Raw genomic sequence first — 16584 nt, 5'->3', positions numbered from 1 at the left:
GGCAGGAGTCGCGGTCGCGTTCGGCGGATCAGGCCGGCGCACACGTGTCATACCGACCAACGTAGTGCCTGACATCGGTGCAGTGGTGGGCTTGCACCAGTTGACGCGCCGGTGAGCACACCGCAGCGCCGCCGCGACACGCTCAGACGTGGCTGTGCGCCGCGGTCCACGCCGGCAGGGGATCCGCGTAGCGCAGCCAAGCACTCGTGCCGGCCGCCATTTCGTCGTCGGTGAGGAGCGCGGAGTCGAGAAGCGCTCGTACCGAACTTGTTTCGAGGCGGATACCGATGAAGACGATCTCCTGACCCGGCTCGATGTCGGTGCTCGTCCAGTACTGCGCGGGCTCGATCGTGAGGTTGGGGCCGGCCTGCGACCAGATGGCGGCGATGTTCGGCCGGGTCGCGATCCAGCAGAAACCCTTGCTGCGCAACAGGCCTCGCACCTGGTCGAGGGCGTCGGCGAGACGTTGCGGATGGAACGGGCGGGCAGCGCGGAACGTCATGCTGCTGATGCCGTATTCCTCGGTTTCGGGGGTGTGCCCATTGGCGATCTCCTCATCCCACCCGGGCGCTTCCGCGGCCAGTTCCGGATCGAACAAACCGGTGTCCAAAACGGTTGTCAGCGGGACGATCCCGTGCTCGGTGTGCTCGATCCGCGCGGTGGGGTTGAGGCGCCGTACGACGGCCTCGACGGTCGCGATCGTCTTGGCGCTCACCAGGTCGGTCTTGTTGACGAGGATGACGTCGGCGAACTCGATCTGATCGACCAGCAGATCGGCGATGTTGCGGCCGTCGCCGTCGGCCACCGCCAGGTTCCGGTCGGCGAGCGCCTCCCCGCGCGCCAACTCCGGCAGGAAGGTGCACGCGTCGATGACGGTGACCATGGTGTCGAGTCGGGCCAGCTCGGACAGGACGAAACCGTCCTCGAACTCCCAACTGAAGGTCGCCGCCACCGGCATCGGCTCGGAGATGCCCGTCGATTCGATCATGATCTGGTCGAATCGGTTCTGTCGGGCCAGATCCGCGACCGCGGTGATGAGGTCTTCACGCAGGGTGCAGCAGATGCATCCATTGGTGAGCTCGACGAGCTTCTCTTCGGTCCGGTCGAGATGCCCCTGCCCCGCGATGAGCGCCGCGTCGATGTTCACCTCGCTCATGTCATTGACGATCACCGCCACCCGGCGCCCCTCCCGGTTGGCGAGGATGTGGTTGAGCAGCGTCGTCTTGCCTGCTCCCAGGAAGCCCGAAAGCACGGTCACCGGGATGAGGTCAGCTGAGGTCGAGGACATGACCTTAACGATAATCATTTTCATTAAGGAATGCGAGTCGACGGTCGGAATAATCCGGACTGCGGTCCGGTTGGGCAGTGCAGAGTCCGGACGAGCCGGTGCTCACACACGAGACAAAGGACAGGCACATGACCACCGCAACCGCTCCCCTCAGCGTCGGCACCTGGGCGATCGACACCGCCCACTCGACAGTCGAGTTCTCGGTACGCCACCTGATGGTCAGCAAGGTCCGCGGGAAGTTCGAGAACTTCAGTGGCACCATCACCGTCGACGCGGACGGCACGCCGTCGGTCACCGCCGAGATCGACGTGACATCGCTCAACACCGGCAACGAACAGCGCGACGGCCACGTGAAGTCGGCAGACTTCTTCGACGCCGAGAACCACCCCATCGCGACATTCGTCTCGACCGCCGTGCGGCCCAACGGGTCGTCGTACCTTCTCGACGGCAACCTGACCATCAAGGGCAACACCCGCCCGGTCACCCTGAACCTGGAATTCAACGGCGTGAGCCCCGGCATGGGCAACGGCGAGGTCTCCGGCTACGAAGCGTCAGTTGTCATCAACCGCAAGGACTTCGGCGTCGACCTCGACCTGCCGATGGAGACCGGTGGCGCCGTCGTCGGCGACAAGGTGACCATCACCCTCGACATCGAGGCCGTCAAGCAGGCCTGATCGAAGAGACAACGCCGGGCCGGGTTTTCCCCTGCCTGTCGCCCGGCCCGGCGTTGTCCATCGCCATCATCTGCGTTCATTCCGGCCAGGCGTTGCCCTGGATGAGGTCAACCATGTTGATCCGTTCGAACGACGGGTCGAAGTGCGCCAGCACGTCGTCGTTCATCGTCCCGAACGTGGTGAGCGGACGGTCGGCCATGCCGGCGTTGAACGCCCGCAGGATGCGGTTCTTGAAATCGGGACGCGGATGGGCGGCAACCACCTCGGCGCGCTGCCGGTCGCTGATCTCGTCGAGCCCCAGACCGATGACGTCGGTTTCGACGCCCATGATCACCACCGCGACCTCGGGCGCCAGGTGATGCGGGACCTCCGGCGTGGTGTGCAGCGCGATTGCCAACCACACGTTCGTCGCTTCCTGCTCGCTACGACCGAAGTCCAGCAACAGTTTTCGAGCCATGTCGGCACCGTCGATCTCGAACCGCTGGTGCTTGGTGCCGTACTCCGTCGTGAGGCCCAGGTCGTGGAACATGCCGCCCACGTAGGCAAGTTCCGGGTCGACATCGAGGCCCCGTGCAGCGGCCTTCAACGATCCCCACAGGAACACCCGGCGGGAGTGGTTGAACAAGGTGTCGTCGGTCGCCTTCCGGACGATCGAGGTGGCCTCCCGGACCAGCTCAGTATCCGGAATTGTCACTCCTGCAATGACTTCGGGCATGATCGTCAACCTTCCATCGGACTAAATTGGATACAATCCATTTTGTCCGCGGATCGGCCAGACTCACAGGGCGCACAATGCCACGCATCCCACAGATCAGGACATGATCAGACGTACTTCTCGTGCACGTAGCACCACCGCCAGTTCTCACCCGGCTCGAAGGACTGCACGATCTCGTGCCCCGGCGTCTGCGCGTGCGCACTCGCATGTTTCATCGGCGACGAATCGCAACAGCCGACATGCCCGCACGTCAGACACAACCGCAGGTGCACCCAGCGGGTGCCGGCCGCAATGCAATCCTGGCAGCCCTTGGTGGTCTGCGGGGTGACCAGGCGGACGTTCTTCAAGTGCGAGTCGCCGAAGATGGATGCCACGGCCGTGCCCTCCTCCGACTGTCGACGCTTACGGTAGCGCACCCGCGATCAATCCACCGTAGCGCGCGAAAGTCCATCCGCTTCGCCGAGACACGCTCAGGACGCTGCCAGGGCTGCAGCGACTGCGCGCGAATACCTTGGTTGAGCTTCACGCCATCTCCGCGTGGACTGCACGCGCCGTTCCGTTTGCCTGGATCAGGGTCGTCGCCAGCTTTACTACGAGCCTCTCCGCCACCCCATTCCGGTCGGGTTGGCAGACTTCCTTGTCTTTGGGCAGCGGCCTTCCCTTCCAGCAACACCGTCACCACCCTGCTGGCCTGGTCACGATAACGCCGACAACACCAATACCGCGCCCGACAATCCCTCTACAAGCGACGCAAATACCACTGATCACGATCTAGCAGCTGCGTGCCTGACAACTCATCGAGAAGGAACAAGCACACGCACCGTGCTTACAGATCCTCGCCGCCGGCCGAAGCTTCGAGGGCCGCGACTACTGCCTCGAACTCTGCGAGCGCCGCCGTCAAGTCTTCGACGATTTCCCTGGCAATCACCTCAGGTGCCGGAAGGTTGTTCGCGTCCTCAAGTGACTCGTCGCGCAACCAAGTGATATCGAGGTTGACCTTGTCGCGGGCGAGGAGATCGTCATATGAGTACGCGTGCCAGCGAGTGGATTCGACCCGTTCGTCACGGGGTTTGCCCGACAGATATGACTCGACGAAGTCATCAAGGTGGATGCGCCGCAACGGGTTTTGCTTGAGCGTGAAGTGCTGGTTGGTACGCAAGTCGTACACCCAGAGCCTACTGGTCCACGGGTGCTCCGACGCCGGCTTCTTGTCGAAGAACAGCACGTTGGCCTTCACACCCTGTGCGTAGAAAATGCCTGTCGGCAGCCGCAGCATGGTGTGTAGTTCGAAGTCAGCCAGAAGTTTCCGGCGCAGTGTCTCTCCTGCACCACCTTCGAACAACACATTATCGGGCAGCACAACCGCCGCGCGGCCATTGATATCCAGGATTGTCATGATGTGTTGCAGGAAGTTGAGCTGCTTGTTGCTCGTAGTGACGACGAAGTCTTGACGCTCGATTTCGATATCGTCGCGGACCTCGCGTCCGTCCGCGCCAATCATCGACAGCGATGACTTGCGCCCGAACGGAGGGTTGGACAGCACGACCGACCACCGACGGCCGGGGTCAGCAATCAATGCGTCACGCACCTCAATCAGCGACGCGCCATCCGCAGCGCCGATACCGTGCAACAGCAGATTCATCGCAGCCAACCGGGCAGTACCATCAACGAGTTCGTAGCCGGCGACTAAGCTATCGCGAAGATGAGCCCGCTGCGTCGGCGTGAGCTTACCCGCCGCTTCGGCTACGTGTTCGTGCGCGACAAGGAGGAATCCGCCTGTGCCGCATGCAGGATCGACGACGGTGTCTGCCACTGAAGGATCGATGACGTCGACGATAGCGCGGATGAGATCACGTGGCGTGAAGTACTGTCCGGCGCCAGAACCCTTGTCTGAGGCACCCTTGGCAAGCAACTCCTCATATGCGTCGCCTTTGAGGTCCGTACCCGATGCGGACCAGTTCTCTTTGTCGATGAGGTCAACAATCAGTCGCTTGAGCTTGGCTGGATCCTGAATCCGGTTCTGGGCCTTGCGGTAGATGGTGCCCAATGTTCCTGGCTGCTGACCGAGCCCGACGAGAATCTTGGTGTACTCGACTTCGAGATCGGTTCCCTCGGCATCAAGGAGCTTCTGCCAGGAGAACTCGTTGGGAACGATCTTCTGCGGGTTTAGTCTCCGCGTCGCCCGCTCGTGCGCCATTTTCAGGAACAGCAGGTACGTGAGCTGCTCGGTGTACTCGATGACACCAACGCCGTCGTCGCGCAGCACATTGCAGTACGACCACAGCTTGTCGACGAGGCGACGCGATTCAGACATGCGTTCCTTCGAAATCAGTTGAGAACATTGAGGTTTGGAGCACCCTGAAAAATTGCGTCTCCAGATAACAGCTCGAAGTGCTTGGCGATGGCGCAAGCTGCGATCCAGCGATCAGCAGTGTGAATCTTGTCGTGGAGCGGATGACCCTCGGCGCGGCAATCTGCTGAGAGCGCGGCATACGCCCCGACTACGTCGACATCTGCATAGATCGTCGGCGTGCGTTGAAGCACTTCGAGCAGACGCACCATCCGGGCAGCGCCCCAATTCGCTTGGCGGGCACCGCTGAGGACCTCGCCTTGAGTCTGAAAGGAAATGACCGTGGGCCGCCCCGCCAAGACGTCACGCCATTCCTGCGCGCGCGAATCGGCAGCTACTGGATTGACGTAGACACGACTAAACACATCGGTATCCACGACCGTCGCTCCCGGCCGGCTCATGAGCGAATTGCCTGAAGGAAAGCGGCCCATTCCTCGTCTGTGGGGTCAACACCGCCGTTCGGATCCGGCCCGGGAGCACTCGCAAGAATTTCGTCCGGAGAAACGACGTCGCGCCGCCGAAACTCGGCGACCGGATCGACTGTTTCGTGTACCCGTGCGTCATCCAAGACCACTACCCGTCCAGACGGACTGAGCATTGCCAGGCCCTCGGCATAAACCCATTGTCCGACGAGCCGCGCAGCAGCTGCGTCATCGGCGACGCGGCGCAATTCGACTGTGTTGCCGACGTCGTCGCGGAGTCGGAACTTGTGGGAATGCAGGTCCACCTTCTCGAGCCGCCCAGCCGCAGTGCCGGCGCCACCAGCAGTCTGTCGGGTCGTTGCCCAAGTCTCGGGATGGGCGTTTGAGGCCTCGATACGAATGTCCCCGCGGGACGGCGAGGCTACGACGACGGTGTCTGCGGCAGCCCTCATCGCGAGAGTCAGCTTGCCTGCCGACTCGGCGATCAATTCACTGACCCAGTCCGGCCGATGGTCGGTGCTGATCGCCGTCAGTACCTCCCAGAACCTGTCGTCGGCATCGGCCAGCCCGGGAACCTCGACGTCGAGCTTGTCGGTCGGTCCCTTGCTGAACTGGAGCACCGTGCTCCCCTGCTGAATGGCGCCCAACCGCAGTTCGGCGAACTCCTCCACGTACTGCTTAGATCGCCCAGGGCCAGCCGCATCTGCTGCATCACGGCTGAGTCTGGTGACCAACTCCTGCAGCGCAGCCGATATGGCGCTCAGGTCTTTCAGTGTGATCTCGCCGCTGGGCGCAGAGCCGCCGACGAGGCGCAGTTCGATCTGCTTGATCATGACCATCGCCTCCCATCTGCGATTCCATGAGGTCGGTCAGTCGCCTCCGGACCATTGTGCCGCGCGAAGCCGCTCTCGCTCACAGAATAATTGCAGTGCCCACCGACGAGCTGCTCGCGCCACTACTCGACGCCGCGACTCTCCCAGTCGCCAAAGGTTGAACCGTCCGAGGCGATCCACTCTCGGCGCCCATTGCAGGAGTGCCCCCATGCAACAGCGCCCGCCGTGGAAGGTGAGCTGAACGGGATGCTCCGGGTGACCACGCCCTTCCCAGCTTCGATGACGATCGCCCCGTCGGCGATCAACTGCTCATGGTGCGCACGGTACGACGCATACGATTTAATCGTGCTCTGAGCCTTGCCGATGCCCTGCCAGACCGCCACGACAATTGACCCGGCGAGCATGGTGAACTCGCCGTCGATCTGCTGGGCCTTAGCGTCGACGCCTTGCTTGGCGTTGCGCAGGTGAAATACAGGCGAATCCGAGTCCACGGCGTCTCGGATTCCGGGCTTCGGGAGCGGGATGCGGATGGCGTTGACGCCAAGAACCGGCAGCACGATCTCAAGTTGCGAAACGAAGTAGTCCATGTCGGAGGCATCCGCTTCGGGCAACGCCGGCGGCGACGGAGCCGTACCGTTCTCAACCTTGACGCGCCCAGCTCTTGTCGCCAGATCGATGAGGCGTGACTCAAGATAGCGACCATGGGCCTTCGTCAGATTCGCGTCCTTCGACGTGATCACGACGACGCGATCCCAAAAGTCTTTCTCCCGTTGGTGATACCGCAAGCGCTCAGCGACGACGTCGGCCTCACCGATGTAGCAACGAGTGTTTCCAACAACAGCTTCGTCTTCGCCCATCAACAGGTAGGCGCCGGTGCGTTGAGACTCTTCGCGTTTGAGGAGATCGGCCAGTTCTGACCGTGGCGCCGACAGCACATGCCCAGTCCAATTGGTGATCTCAGCGGTGGTGAGTCCACCGGCACTACCGTCGACAAGAAAGAGCTTGATCTGCTTGCCGCTCATACAGTTTCGAGTTCTTTCAACTCAGTCGAGAACCCGTGAGGTGGCCGGAGAAAGCTGCGGACAACATTGACTTCCGTAGCTGCTCCCGACGCAACTTAGCGATAGCAAGCTGCGCGCGCTGACGCTCGACCGCCTCAAAGGACCGCTGGGCGGACGCGACGATAGCCGCTTGTTCGGCGAGATCGGGAATCGGGAATTCAATAGGTTTGAGCCGAGAGGCGGACAAATGCGCAATGTTCGTCGTAATCCGTGACTCCCGCTTGAACCTACCAGCTCGCATGTGGCGTCTGAAAACGAGGAGTGCGAACTCAGGTAGGACTCGATCAGATGCAACGAAACGGAGAAGGCTGTTCGTGAAAGCAACCTCCGCCGGCTCACCCCGATATAACGCCGGGCGTCCGAGCAGTTCGGGTGTCTGCCCTTCGTTAAGGAGAACATCACCCACATGTAGTTTGAACCGATCGAATGTCTCGGCAGGCCAATGCATCTCCATCACATCGCGAGTATCGATCCTGTCCTCGAATACATTTGCCACACGCAAATAGGGCTTCATATTCGGTCCTGAATGCCAATCAGGGTGACGCTGACGCCCCAGTTCTACGACACCGGCATCGCCGACGCAGCTTCTCTCCCACTTCGCTGGGTAGTCGTCAACATCAGGGATCAGGTTCATGAGAGTGGCAGTCACAAACGTGTCCAGCCGGCGTTCTGCTGCGCGAAGGTAATCCGCCGCGGCGTCGAGGCGCGATAGGTGATCATCGAGAATCTCTACGATGCGTTCCTGATCGCCGGGCTGTGCGACCGGCACAGGCAATCGTCCCAGCGCCCGTTTGTTTATCTTGGGCAGAACGGTACGGGCCTGCTGTCCAGACGCACGACGGGTGAACTCGGGGGTGAGCATCCACCATTTCAGGTACCGCGGCTCAAGTTCTGTGTCGACCGGATACATGTCGGCACTGCAAAGCCCATCGAAATCGACAAGGACGACCTTGCCCAAATACGGACGAATCTTGCTGTACAGGATCTGCCCAGGTCTAAAACGATGCTTAGCACTGACGACCTCGTCGTCACCGACTGTCCGGTACGGCAGAAGGCGACCTGTATGTGCCTCTATATGGTTTGGCGCAATATGCGGCATCGCACGGTAATCCTCCGGCTCTACGAGGTTACTGGCGACGCGCGCAACTGCCTCCCATTCAGTCCACCGCCAACCGTCAGGTAACTGCCACGGCCAACTCACGCCGTCAACTCCGCGTTCAATTCGTCGATCAACTCCGCTGCTCGCTCACCCAAATCCCTTATCGCCCCGTCAGTTCCGCCACGCTCAGTGAACGGTGCGTCGTCCAGGTCTTCGACCCGGATACCCGCGGAACTCGCGATCACCGACACCATCCGGTCCAGCCACCACCGCTCGATCTCGGTGAAAACTGCACCCGACTGATCCTGTTGCGTCAGCCAGGCGGCATATCGTTCACGCACCCGCTCACCGTAGGGCACCAGCTCGTCATCAACACCAGTGGCGTAGCGGATCAACGACACCAGATCTGTGAGCGTGTGGGTGGCGCTCTTGCGCACCTTCACCCCGTCCACCGCGGCATAGGCGTTCCAGATCACGTCGGTTGTCCAATTGTGCGGTGGCCGTGAGATTCTCGCCGCCAGCCCCTCGATGACCGCGAAGTCGATACGCCGTTCGCCCGCCTCATAACCCACTTGCAGTGCGGTGATCTCGTCGCGATGTTCAGCCAGATAAGCGGACCACGACTCCACCACCGAGCGAGCCTTGTCCGTGTCGACCACACCCCCAGCTTCGATCAGTTCGTCGCGACTGACCTCGTCGATCACTCGATCATGCGCAGCCCGGAGCTCCAAAATACGGTTGCGCAGCTCAGGGTTCGAGGCCAGCGGTTCAATCGCACGATCAATGGCTTCTCGCGTTGTGGTCGCTGGTTCGACCGCATCAACGAGGTTCCGGATGATGTCACGAACCCGACCGGACGCGACCTCATCGAGTTCGACCCGCTCCGCATCGGTGAGGTCGAGCTCCAGTTTTGCTAAACGCGAAGCAAGCGTGGCTGCTTCATCCTCGGTGATCGTTAGATTGGCCGCTTTCTCCAGCAGCTTCTTGAGCGGCACCGACCGCTGCCGGTTCAGCGGCGGCTCCACGAAATCGTGCTCGGTGACGCCGACGGCATCTACGATCACAAACCGCGTCTTCGTCTGCGCATCCGGCGTGACAGATTGGAAGTCAGCATCCGCAATAGTACGTGCGCCACGACCTTTCATCTGCTCGAAGTACTGTGCTGAGCGCACGTCGCGCATAAAGAACACACATTCCAGTGGTTTAACGTCGGTACCGGTGGCGATCATGTCGACAGTGACGGCGATGCGCAGGTTCGGGCTGGTCCGCAGGGCTTGTAACTGCTCCTTGGCATTTCGCGCGTTGTAGGTGATCTTCGCAGCGAAATCGTTGCCCTTACCGAACACTTCACGTACTTGCTTGACGATCTCCTCCGCATGGTTGTCATCCTTGGCGAAAATCAGCGTTTTCGGCACCGTGCTACGTCCCGGGAAAATCTCGGTGAAGAGCCGGTCCCGGAATATTTCGAGCACCGTCCGGATCTGATCGGTCGCGGTCACTGCCCGATCGAGCTGTGCTGCACCGTAATCCAGATCATCGTCGAGCGCCTCAAGCCGCTGTTCACGAGTACGCCGGTCAACCTTCGGCACGATGGTGCCTGCCTCAATCCGCGATCCCGCATCGCTGATCTTCGTGCGGATCCGGTACACGTCGAAGTCGACGTTGACGCCGTCAGCTACGGATTCGGGATAGGTGTAGTCCGCCACCAGGTTCTGCCGGAAGAACGCGAACGTCTGTTTACCGGGAGTGGCCGTCAGCCCGACCACGTGGGCGTCGAAATACTCGAGGACACCCCGCCAAACCCCGTAGATGCTCCGATGAGCTTCATCGACAACGATGAGATCGAATGTTTCCGGTGGGATTTCACAGCTGTACGAAACAGTCACCGGCACGTCCGGGATGTAATCGTCGATGTCCGGGTCGTCGGTGTCGCTGACTTCGCCAACCTTGATGGCCTTGAAAACCCGCTGAATCGTCGAAATCGAGACCTTCGTCGACCCCAACAATCCCGCCTTGGACAGCTTGGCGACGTTGTACAGCTCCGTGAAACGCCGACCGTCGTCAGGCGTGCGATAGTTCTGGAATTCAGCAAGTGTCTGTTCGGCCAGGTTGTTTCGGTCGACCACGAACAGAATCCGATTGAAACCACCGTGTTTGAGCAAGCGGTACGACTGCGTCACCGCGGTGTATGTCTTGCCGGCGCCAGTGGCCATCTGGATCAGCGAACGATCGAACTGCTGTGCAGCCAAACTCTTTTCGACGCCATTGATAGCCTCGATCTGGGCCGGGCGAAGCGGAGCAGTATCGAGCGGAGGCAGGTTCTGCACCTTAGCCCGCCATGTCGGTCGCCGTGGGTCCGCTTCGGCGTCACGCAGAATGCGGGCCAACGCCTCGGGCCTAGGCACATTGAAGATCAGCCGCGCGCGTGGTTCCGGATCGAAACCGTTCGTGAAATGAGTTTCGACGCCCGAAGCCTCGAACACGAATGGCAAGCGTCCTTCACGCGTCTTCGCGGCGATCCGCACATCGGCTGGCAGACCCTCGGCATACATTGCTGACTGCCACTCGACCCCAGACAACGGCGTACCGACTGGTTTCGCCTCAATGACGCCGACCACTGCCTTATCGACGTAAAGCAAATAATCGACCCGTCCGTGGCTTGGCTTCATCACCACTTCGCGAACAGCAATGCCCGAACCCACGAAGAGGTTCAAGTCCTTCTTATATTGGACTACCCAGCCCGCCTGGGTGAGCTGCTCATCGATCAGCCGTCGCGCACGCGCCTCGGCCGGCAGCCGAGAATCGTCCCCCACGTCGCTCATTAGCACAGCTTATCGACTTCGATCGTATGGAAAGCCAGTATCAAACGAGTCATACCCACAACGGAGCACAAAGTGGTGCCCTCCGAGGCATCCAACCGACAGTACTAAGCCTTATGGAGTGCTGGATCTCGCGGCCCGGCGTCTTCGCATGGGCACTGGCACGGCGCATCGGCGACGAATCGCAGCACCCGACGGACCGCATGTCAGGCACAGCCGCAGGTGCACCCAGCGGGTGCCGGCCGCGATGCAGTCCTGGCAGCCCTTCGTGGTCTGCGGGGTGACCAGGCGGACGTTCTTCAGATGCGAGTCGCCGAAGATGGATGCCACGCCATCCACGGTAGCCCCGGTACGCCCGGATTACCGGGACGCGCGCGACACGTCGGCCGGGAACATCTCGAACAGCGGGGACAGCCTGAAAGTCGACGACCCGCATCGGTAAGTTGGTCACCTGGCGGCTCCGCACGAAAGCTGATGAACTGGAGCCACTTCGGGACGGACGGGGCGGGAAACGATGGCACAGCGGTATGACGTCGTCGTCGCCGGTGGTGGTCCGTCGGGCTCCGCCGCCGCCTGGCAGGCCGCGCGGGTGGGCGCCAAGGTGCTGGTCGTCGACAAGGCCGAGTTTCCCCGCGACAAACCCTGCGGCGACGGACTGACCGCCCGCGCCGTCAGTTACCTGCAGAAGATGGGCCTGGCCGACGAAGTCGCCACCTTCCACCGGGTCGACCGCGTCACGGTGTTCAGCCCGAGCCGATGGGAGATGTCCTTCCCGCGGCGCCCCGGCATGCCCGATCACGGACATACGGCCAGCCGTACGCATTTGGACACGGTATTGCTCAGGCACGCCGAAAAGGCCGGCGCAGAGGTACGCGAAGGTGCCGAAGTGGCGGGACCTGAACTCGATGCCGACGGCCGGGTGGTCGGCGTGGTCCTCAAGAGCGGGGAGAAGATCTCCGCAGACGCCGTCGTCGCCGCCGACGGCGCGTACTCGCCCGTCAAGCGCGCGCTGAACATCGATTCGGAGTACAACGGCTACTCGGCCATCGCGATCCGCGCGGAGATGCACACCAACCGGCCCGACACCGATTCGCTCGACATCTACCTCAAGCTGCAGTTCCAGGGCGATCAGTTGCCCGGCTACGGCTGGGTGTTCCCGATGGGCAATGGTGTGCTCAACATCGGCGTGGGCTATGTCAACTGCTACCGGAACTGGCAAGCCATCAACGCCACGCAGCTACTCGGCGAATTCCTGCGGTCGCTGCGGTATGAGTGGGAGCTGCCATCGATCGCGGAATTGAAGAAGAGCAAGAGCGTGCGGGCGTGGCGGCTGCCGATGGGTTTCACCGCGTGGCCGCCGTGGCGTCCGGGCGTCGTCTTCACCGGCGACGCACTCGGTGCCGCCAAACCGGTTTCCGGAGCGGGCATTTCGAAGGCGCTCGAGGCCGGCCTGGTCGCCGGCGAATGCGTCACCGCGGCCCTGCAGAACGGTGGCCCCGACGACTTCACCAACTACACCCGGCGTCTGGAGGCTGCTTGGGGCCGGGAGTACCGGATGGGCCGCTTCGGCCACAAGCTCGCCGGTATCCCGGCCATTCCGAACACGGGCATCAAGCTCCTCGACAAAGGATTCGTCCGCGACGGCGCCCTCCGGGTGATGTACGGGAAGTCGTACGGCCCCCTGCACACGTACTGACGGCGCCTACCGCGGCGTCCCGCCGCCGTCGACGATGACGACCTGCCCGGTGATGTAACTGCCTGCACCCGAACACAACAGCAGCGCCGTGCCCACCATTTCGTCGGGGCTGGCCAGGCGCTTCAGCAGCGTGTTGGCGGCCATCGCATCGATGGCCGCCTGCGGGTTGTTGCGCACCATGTCGGTGTCGACAGGGCCGGGCGCGATGGCGTTGACCCGGATGCCGTCGGCCGCGTAGGCGGCTGCCATCGAGCGGGTGAACGACAGCAGCGCCGCCTTGCCCGCGGCGTACATCGACACGAAAGGCGCGAACTGGAAGGCACCGATCGATGCCATGTTCAGGACCGCGGCGGCCGGGCTTACCTTCAAGTGCGGCAACGCTTTCTGCACCAGGAACACCGGTCCACGCAGGTTGGCGTCGTACGACTTGGCCCACGCCTCGGGCGTCATCTCCCCCAGCGGCTGAGCCAGTGCGTTGGCCGCGTTGTTGACCAGTACATCGAGGCCGCCGAACTCCGCGACGGTGGCCTCGACCAGCCGATCGAGATCGTCGAGGTTGCCCATGTTCACGGGCACGCCGATCGCCTTGCCACCCAGACCGCGCAGGTGCTCAGCCGCGGCCTCGCACGCGTCGGGCTTACGGCTGGCGACCACCAGATTGGCGCCGGCCAGCGCGAACCCCTCGGCCATGGCGAGGCCGATACCGCGCGTCCCGCCGGTCACGATGACGGTGCGGTCGGTCATGTCGAACAGGCGGTCAAATGTGGTGCGGTCCATGGCTAGCAGTAGATCACAGGGTTTTGCGGTGCCGACCGGGTCGCACCATTGAGCGGGCACAATGCGCCAAGCGAATCTCGGCGTGTCACCCGGCGGCGTGTCGGCTCTCCTGCGGCACTTGCGATTTGGAGCGGTCGACTTTCCTTGACGCGTCAGGGAAAGTTGACGGCTTCAGATCGAACATGCCAAGGGAGAGGCGACGGACTACTGAAATTCGCGCCCGCTGACAAACTCCCGCTCCACACCGGTCACCGGATCGACGAACGCCAGCCGGTGCGCCAACAACTGCAGCGGCGTCGAGAAGTCACCGGCGGCGACGTCGAGCACCGTGGGGTACAACGGATCCCCGTCAATGGGCAGCCCCAGTGAGTTCATGTGCACCCGCAGTTGATGGGTGCGGCCGGTCGCGGGCGTCAGCTGGAACAACCCGGAACCCAAGGGCTCGATCAGCGTCACCGCATTCACCTCACCGGGCTCGATGACGGCCTGTAAAGACCCGCGCCGCTTCACGATTCGATTGCGCAGCTCGACGGGCTCGGTCAGTGTCCCGGCCGACGACCGCGCCAGATACGTCTTGGACGCCCCGCCAGAAGCGAACATCGTCTGATACGCCCCGCGGACCTCGCGTCGCGCGGTGAACACCAGGACGCCGGCGGTCAGCCGGTCCAAACGGTGCGCCGGGGACAGTTCCCACAATCCCAAGGCCCGGCGCAGCCGCACCAGGGCCGTCTGCACCACGTGCCCACCGCGCGGCATGGTGGCCAGGAAGTGCGGCTTGTCGACCACGACGATGTTCTCGTCGCGGTACAGCACCGGCACGTCGAACGGCACGACGACCTCGTCGGGCAGGTCCCGATACCAGTAGATGAACGCACCGGCCGGCAGCTCGGTCGCCTCGTCGACCACTGACCCGTCAGCGCAAACCACCTCGCCGGCAAGGACTTTCGCGGCCGCGTCGTCGCCGAACCGCGCCCGCAGCTCAGCCTGCACCGGCCCGCCGTGCACCCGCAGCCGAGCAGGCCCGATCCCCTCGTATCCGGGACGGACGGGCAGGCTCAATCGAGCGGAACCGGCTCAAGGATCTCCGAACGGGCCTCGGGAGCCGCCGCGCGCAACGCATCTGCCGATTCGTCGTCGGGCTGCGTCTGTGACAGCACCTCGGCTTCGACGCGGGCCAGGTACGTCGCGACCTCGCGGTCGATGTCCTCGGCACTCCAACCCAGCACGGGCGCAACGACTTCCGCGACCTCGCGGGCGCAGTCGACGCCGCGGTGCTGGTACTCGATGGAAATCCGCATGCGGCGGGCCAGGATGTCCTCGAGGTGCAGCGCGCCCTCGGCCGCGGCCGCGTACCAGGCTTCCACCTTCAGGTACACCGGCGCCTCGGTGATGGGTTCCAGCAGCTCGGGCCTGTCGGCCGCCATGTCCAGCACCTCGCCGATCAGCGAGCCGTAGCGGTCCAGCAGGTGCCGCACCCGGTAGGGATGCAGACCATAGTGCTGGCCCACGTGTTCGGTCTGGTTGATCAGCGCGAAGTAGCCGTCGGCCCCGAGCAGCGGCACCTTCTCCGTGATCGACGGCGCCACGCGCGTCGGCACGAACTCGCTGGCCGCGTCGATGGCGTCCTCGCCCATGACCCGGTAGGTGGTGTACTTGCCGCCGGCGATGGCCACCAGACCCGGGGCCGGCACCGCGACGGCGTGCTCGCGGGACAGCTTGGAGGTCTCCTCGCTCTCCCCGGCCAGCAGCGGGCGCAGGCCCGCGTAGACGCCGTCGATGTCGTCATGGTTGAGCGGCGTGGCCAGCACCTTGTTGACGTGCCCGAGGATGTAGTCGATGTCGGCCTTGGTGGCCGCCGGGTGCGCGAGGTCGAGGTTCCAGTCGGTGTCGGTGGTGCCGATGATCCAGTGCGTGCCCCACGGGATGACGAACAGCACCGACTTCTCGGTGCGCAGGATGATCGCCACTTCGCTGACGATGCGGTCCCGCGGGACGACGATGTGCACGCCCTTCGAGGCGCGGACCCGGAACCGGCCGCGCTGCTTCGACAGGGCCTGAATCTCGTCGGTCCACACGCCGGTGGCGTTGACCACCACATGTCCGCAGACCTCGGTCACCGCACCGGTCTCCGAGTCGCGGACCCGCACACCGGTGACGCGATCGCCTTCGCGGAGCAATGCCACGACCTGCGTCGAGGTGCGGACGACGGCGCCGTAGTGCGCCGCAGTGCGGGCGACGGTCATGGTGTGCCGCGCGTCGTCGACGACGGTGTCGTAGTAGCGAATCGCGCCGATCAGCGAACTGCGCTTGAGGCCCGGAGCCAGCCGCAGCGCGCCGGCCTTGAGCAGGTGCTTCTGCGCGGGCACCGACTTCGCCCCGCCGAGCTGGTCGTACAGGAAGATGCCGGCGGCGATGTAGGGGCGCTCCCAGACCCGCTTGGTCAGCGGGAACAGGAACGGCAGCGGCTTGACGAGGTGCGGTGCCAGCGTGGTCAGGGACAGTTCGCGTTCGTACAGCGCCTCACGAACCAGGCCGAACTCGAGCTGCTCGAGGTAGCGCAGGCCGCCGTGGAACATCTTGCTGCTGCGGCTGGAGGTGCCGGAGGCGAAGTCGCGTGCCTCGACCAGGGCGACCTTGAGCCCGCGCGTCGCCGCGTCGAGCGCCGCACCGGCGCCGACGACACCGCCACCGATCACGATGACGTCGAACTGCTCGGAGCCCAACCGCTTCCACGCGGTGTCGCGTTGCCCGGGGCTCAGCAGGGTCTGACCGTTGCCCGGACCGGGAATCGGGTCACTCACGGCGGAACTCCTCGTGGTTACTCGTCGGTAGGCCTTGCGTGACCGAGCC

At 63.2% G+C, this 16584-nt stretch carries 13 protein-coding genes and 1 pseudogene; 2 read left to right on the top strand and 12 right to left on the bottom strand.

Annotated elements, in window-relative coordinates; all coding sequences use genetic code 11:
• Nucleotides 1-142 precede the first annotated feature (142 nt).
• Nucleotides 143-1288: a GTP-binding protein gene (locus tag G6N46_RS26485; RefSeq protein ID WP_138250112.1), complete on the bottom strand. Its 1146-nt coding sequence runs from the start codon at nt 1286-1288 to the stop codon at nt 143-145.
• Nucleotides 1289-1416: 128 nt separating this feature from the next.
• Between G6N46_RS26485 and G6N46_RS26480 the strand changes: the two genes are divergently transcribed.
• Nucleotides 1417-1962: a YceI family protein gene (locus tag G6N46_RS26480; protein WP_138250113.1), complete on the top strand. Its 546-nt coding sequence runs from the start codon at nt 1417-1419 to the stop codon at nt 1960-1962.
• Between the two features lie 76 nt (nt 1963-2038).
• Here G6N46_RS26480 and G6N46_RS26475 read toward each other — a convergent pair whose 3' ends face one another.
• The 8 genes and pseudogenes from G6N46_RS26475 to G6N46_RS26435 all read right to left on the bottom strand — a co-directional run bounded on the left by G6N46_RS26475 (nt 2039) and on the right by G6N46_RS26435 (nt 11264).
• Nucleotides 2039-2677, bottom strand: coding sequence for an HD domain-containing protein (locus G6N46_RS26475; RefSeq protein WP_138250114.1), 639 nt, complete (start codon nt 2675-2677; stop codon nt 2039-2041).
• Between the two features lie 107 nt (nt 2678-2784).
• Nucleotides 2785-3051, bottom strand: coding sequence for a UBP-type zinc finger domain-containing protein (locus G6N46_RS26470; RefSeq protein ID WP_061007099.1), 267 nt, complete (start codon nt 3049-3051; stop codon nt 2785-2787).
• A 452-nt stretch (nt 3052-3503) separates the two neighbouring features.
• Nucleotides 3504-4991, bottom strand: a complete 1488-nt coding sequence (locus tag G6N46_RS26465) for a class I SAM-dependent DNA methyltransferase (RefSeq protein WP_133427786.1) — start codon at nt 4989-4991, stop codon at nt 3504-3506.
• A 14-nt stretch (nt 4992-5005) separates the two neighbouring features.
• The gene (locus tag G6N46_RS26460; RefSeq protein WP_234880727.1) at nt 5006-5404 is read right to left on the bottom strand and encodes a PIN domain-containing protein; all 399 of its coding nucleotides are present in this window, start codon (nt 5402-5404) and stop codon (nt 5006-5008) included.
• A 20-nt stretch (nt 5405-5424) separates the two neighbouring features.
• Nucleotides 5425-5514, bottom strand: a pseudogene (locus G6N46_RS29150) (hypothetical protein); the annotation flags it as partial.
• Nucleotides 5515-6404: 890 nt separating this feature from the next.
• On the bottom strand, nt 6405-7304 hold the full coding sequence (locus G6N46_RS26450; protein WP_133427783.1) for a GIY-YIG nuclease family protein: 900 nt from the start codon (nt 7302-7304) through the stop codon (nt 6405-6407).
• A 16-nt stretch (nt 7305-7320) separates the two neighbouring features.
• The gene (locus tag G6N46_RS26445; RefSeq protein WP_133427782.1) at nt 7321-8544 is read right to left on the bottom strand and encodes a restriction endonuclease subunit S; all 1224 of its coding nucleotides are present in this window, start codon (nt 8542-8544) and stop codon (nt 7321-7323) included.
• Entirely contained in the window at nt 8541-11264 is a 2724-nt protein-coding gene (locus G6N46_RS26435; protein WP_174814094.1) for a type I restriction endonuclease subunit R, read from the bottom strand. Before G6N46_RS26435 ends, G6N46_RS26445 begins: the two co-directional genes overlap by 4 nt.
• A gap of 511 nt (nt 11265-11775) precedes the next feature.
• Here G6N46_RS26435 and G6N46_RS26430 point away from each other — a divergent pair.
• Nucleotides 11776-12957, top strand: a complete 1182-nt coding sequence (locus G6N46_RS26430) for a geranylgeranyl reductase family protein (protein WP_138250116.1) — start codon at nt 11776-11778, stop codon at nt 12955-12957.
• A gap of 6 nt (nt 12958-12963) precedes the next feature.
• Here G6N46_RS26430 and G6N46_RS26425 read toward each other — a convergent pair whose 3' ends face one another.
• The 3 genes from G6N46_RS26425 to G6N46_RS26415 all read right to left on the bottom strand — a co-directional run bounded on the left by G6N46_RS26425 (nt 12964) and on the right by G6N46_RS26415 (nt 16535).
• Entirely contained in the window at nt 12964-13734 is a 771-nt protein-coding gene (locus tag G6N46_RS26425; RefSeq protein ID WP_138250117.1) for an SDR family NAD(P)-dependent oxidoreductase, read from the bottom strand.
• Nucleotides 13735-13938: 204 nt separating this feature from the next.
• Complete coding sequence (locus G6N46_RS26420) at nt 13939-14793, bottom strand: pseudouridine synthase (protein ID WP_138250118.1); 855 nt, start codon at nt 14791-14793, stop codon at nt 13939-13941.
• The gene (locus tag G6N46_RS26415; RefSeq protein ID WP_138250119.1) at nt 14790-16535 is read right to left on the bottom strand and encodes a glycerol-3-phosphate dehydrogenase/oxidase; all 1746 of its coding nucleotides are present in this window, start codon (nt 16533-16535) and stop codon (nt 14790-14792) included. Before G6N46_RS26415 ends, G6N46_RS26420 begins: the two co-directional genes overlap by 4 nt.
• Nucleotides 16536-16584 lie beyond the last annotated feature (49 nt).

It is taken from the genome of Mycolicibacterium phocaicum, from assembly GCF_010731115.1.
Lineage (GTDB): Bacteria > Actinomycetota > Actinomycetes > Mycobacteriales > Mycobacteriaceae > Mycobacterium > Mycobacterium phocaicum.
This window is presented reverse-complemented; position numbering and strand designations above follow the sequence as displayed.

Excerpts from the sequence above, each read along its gene's own strand:
- G6N46_RS26480 (WP_138250113.1), top strand. The coding sequence starts at position 1,417 with ATGACCACCGCAACCGCTCCCCTCAGCGTCGGCACCTGGGCGATCGAC.
- G6N46_RS26485 (WP_138250112.1), bottom strand. The coding sequence starts at position 1,288 with ATGTCCTCGACCTCAGCTGACCTCATCCCGGTGACCGTGCTTTCGGGC.
- G6N46_RS26435 (WP_174814094.1), bottom strand. The coding sequence starts at position 11,264 with ATGAGCGACGTGGGGGACGATTCTCGGCTGCCGGCCGAGGCGCGTGCG.
- G6N46_RS26450 (WP_133427783.1), bottom strand. The coding sequence starts at position 7,304 with ATGAGCGGCAAGCAGATCAAGCTCTTTCTTGTCGACGGTAGTGCCGGT.
- G6N46_RS26430 (WP_138250116.1), top strand. The coding sequence starts at position 11,776 with ATGGCACAGCGGTATGACGTCGTCGTCGCCGGTGGTGGTCCGTCGGGC.
- G6N46_RS26465 (WP_133427786.1), bottom strand. The coding sequence starts at position 4,991 with ATGTCTGAATCGCGTCGCCTCGTCGACAAGCTGTGGTCGTACTGCAAT.
- G6N46_RS26475 (WP_138250114.1), bottom strand. The coding sequence starts at position 2,677 with ATGCCCGAAGTCATTGCAGGAGTGACAATTCCGGATACTGAGCTGGTC.
- G6N46_RS26425 (WP_138250117.1), bottom strand. The coding sequence starts at position 13,734 with ATGGACCGCACCACATTTGACCGCCTGTTCGACATGACCGACCGCACC.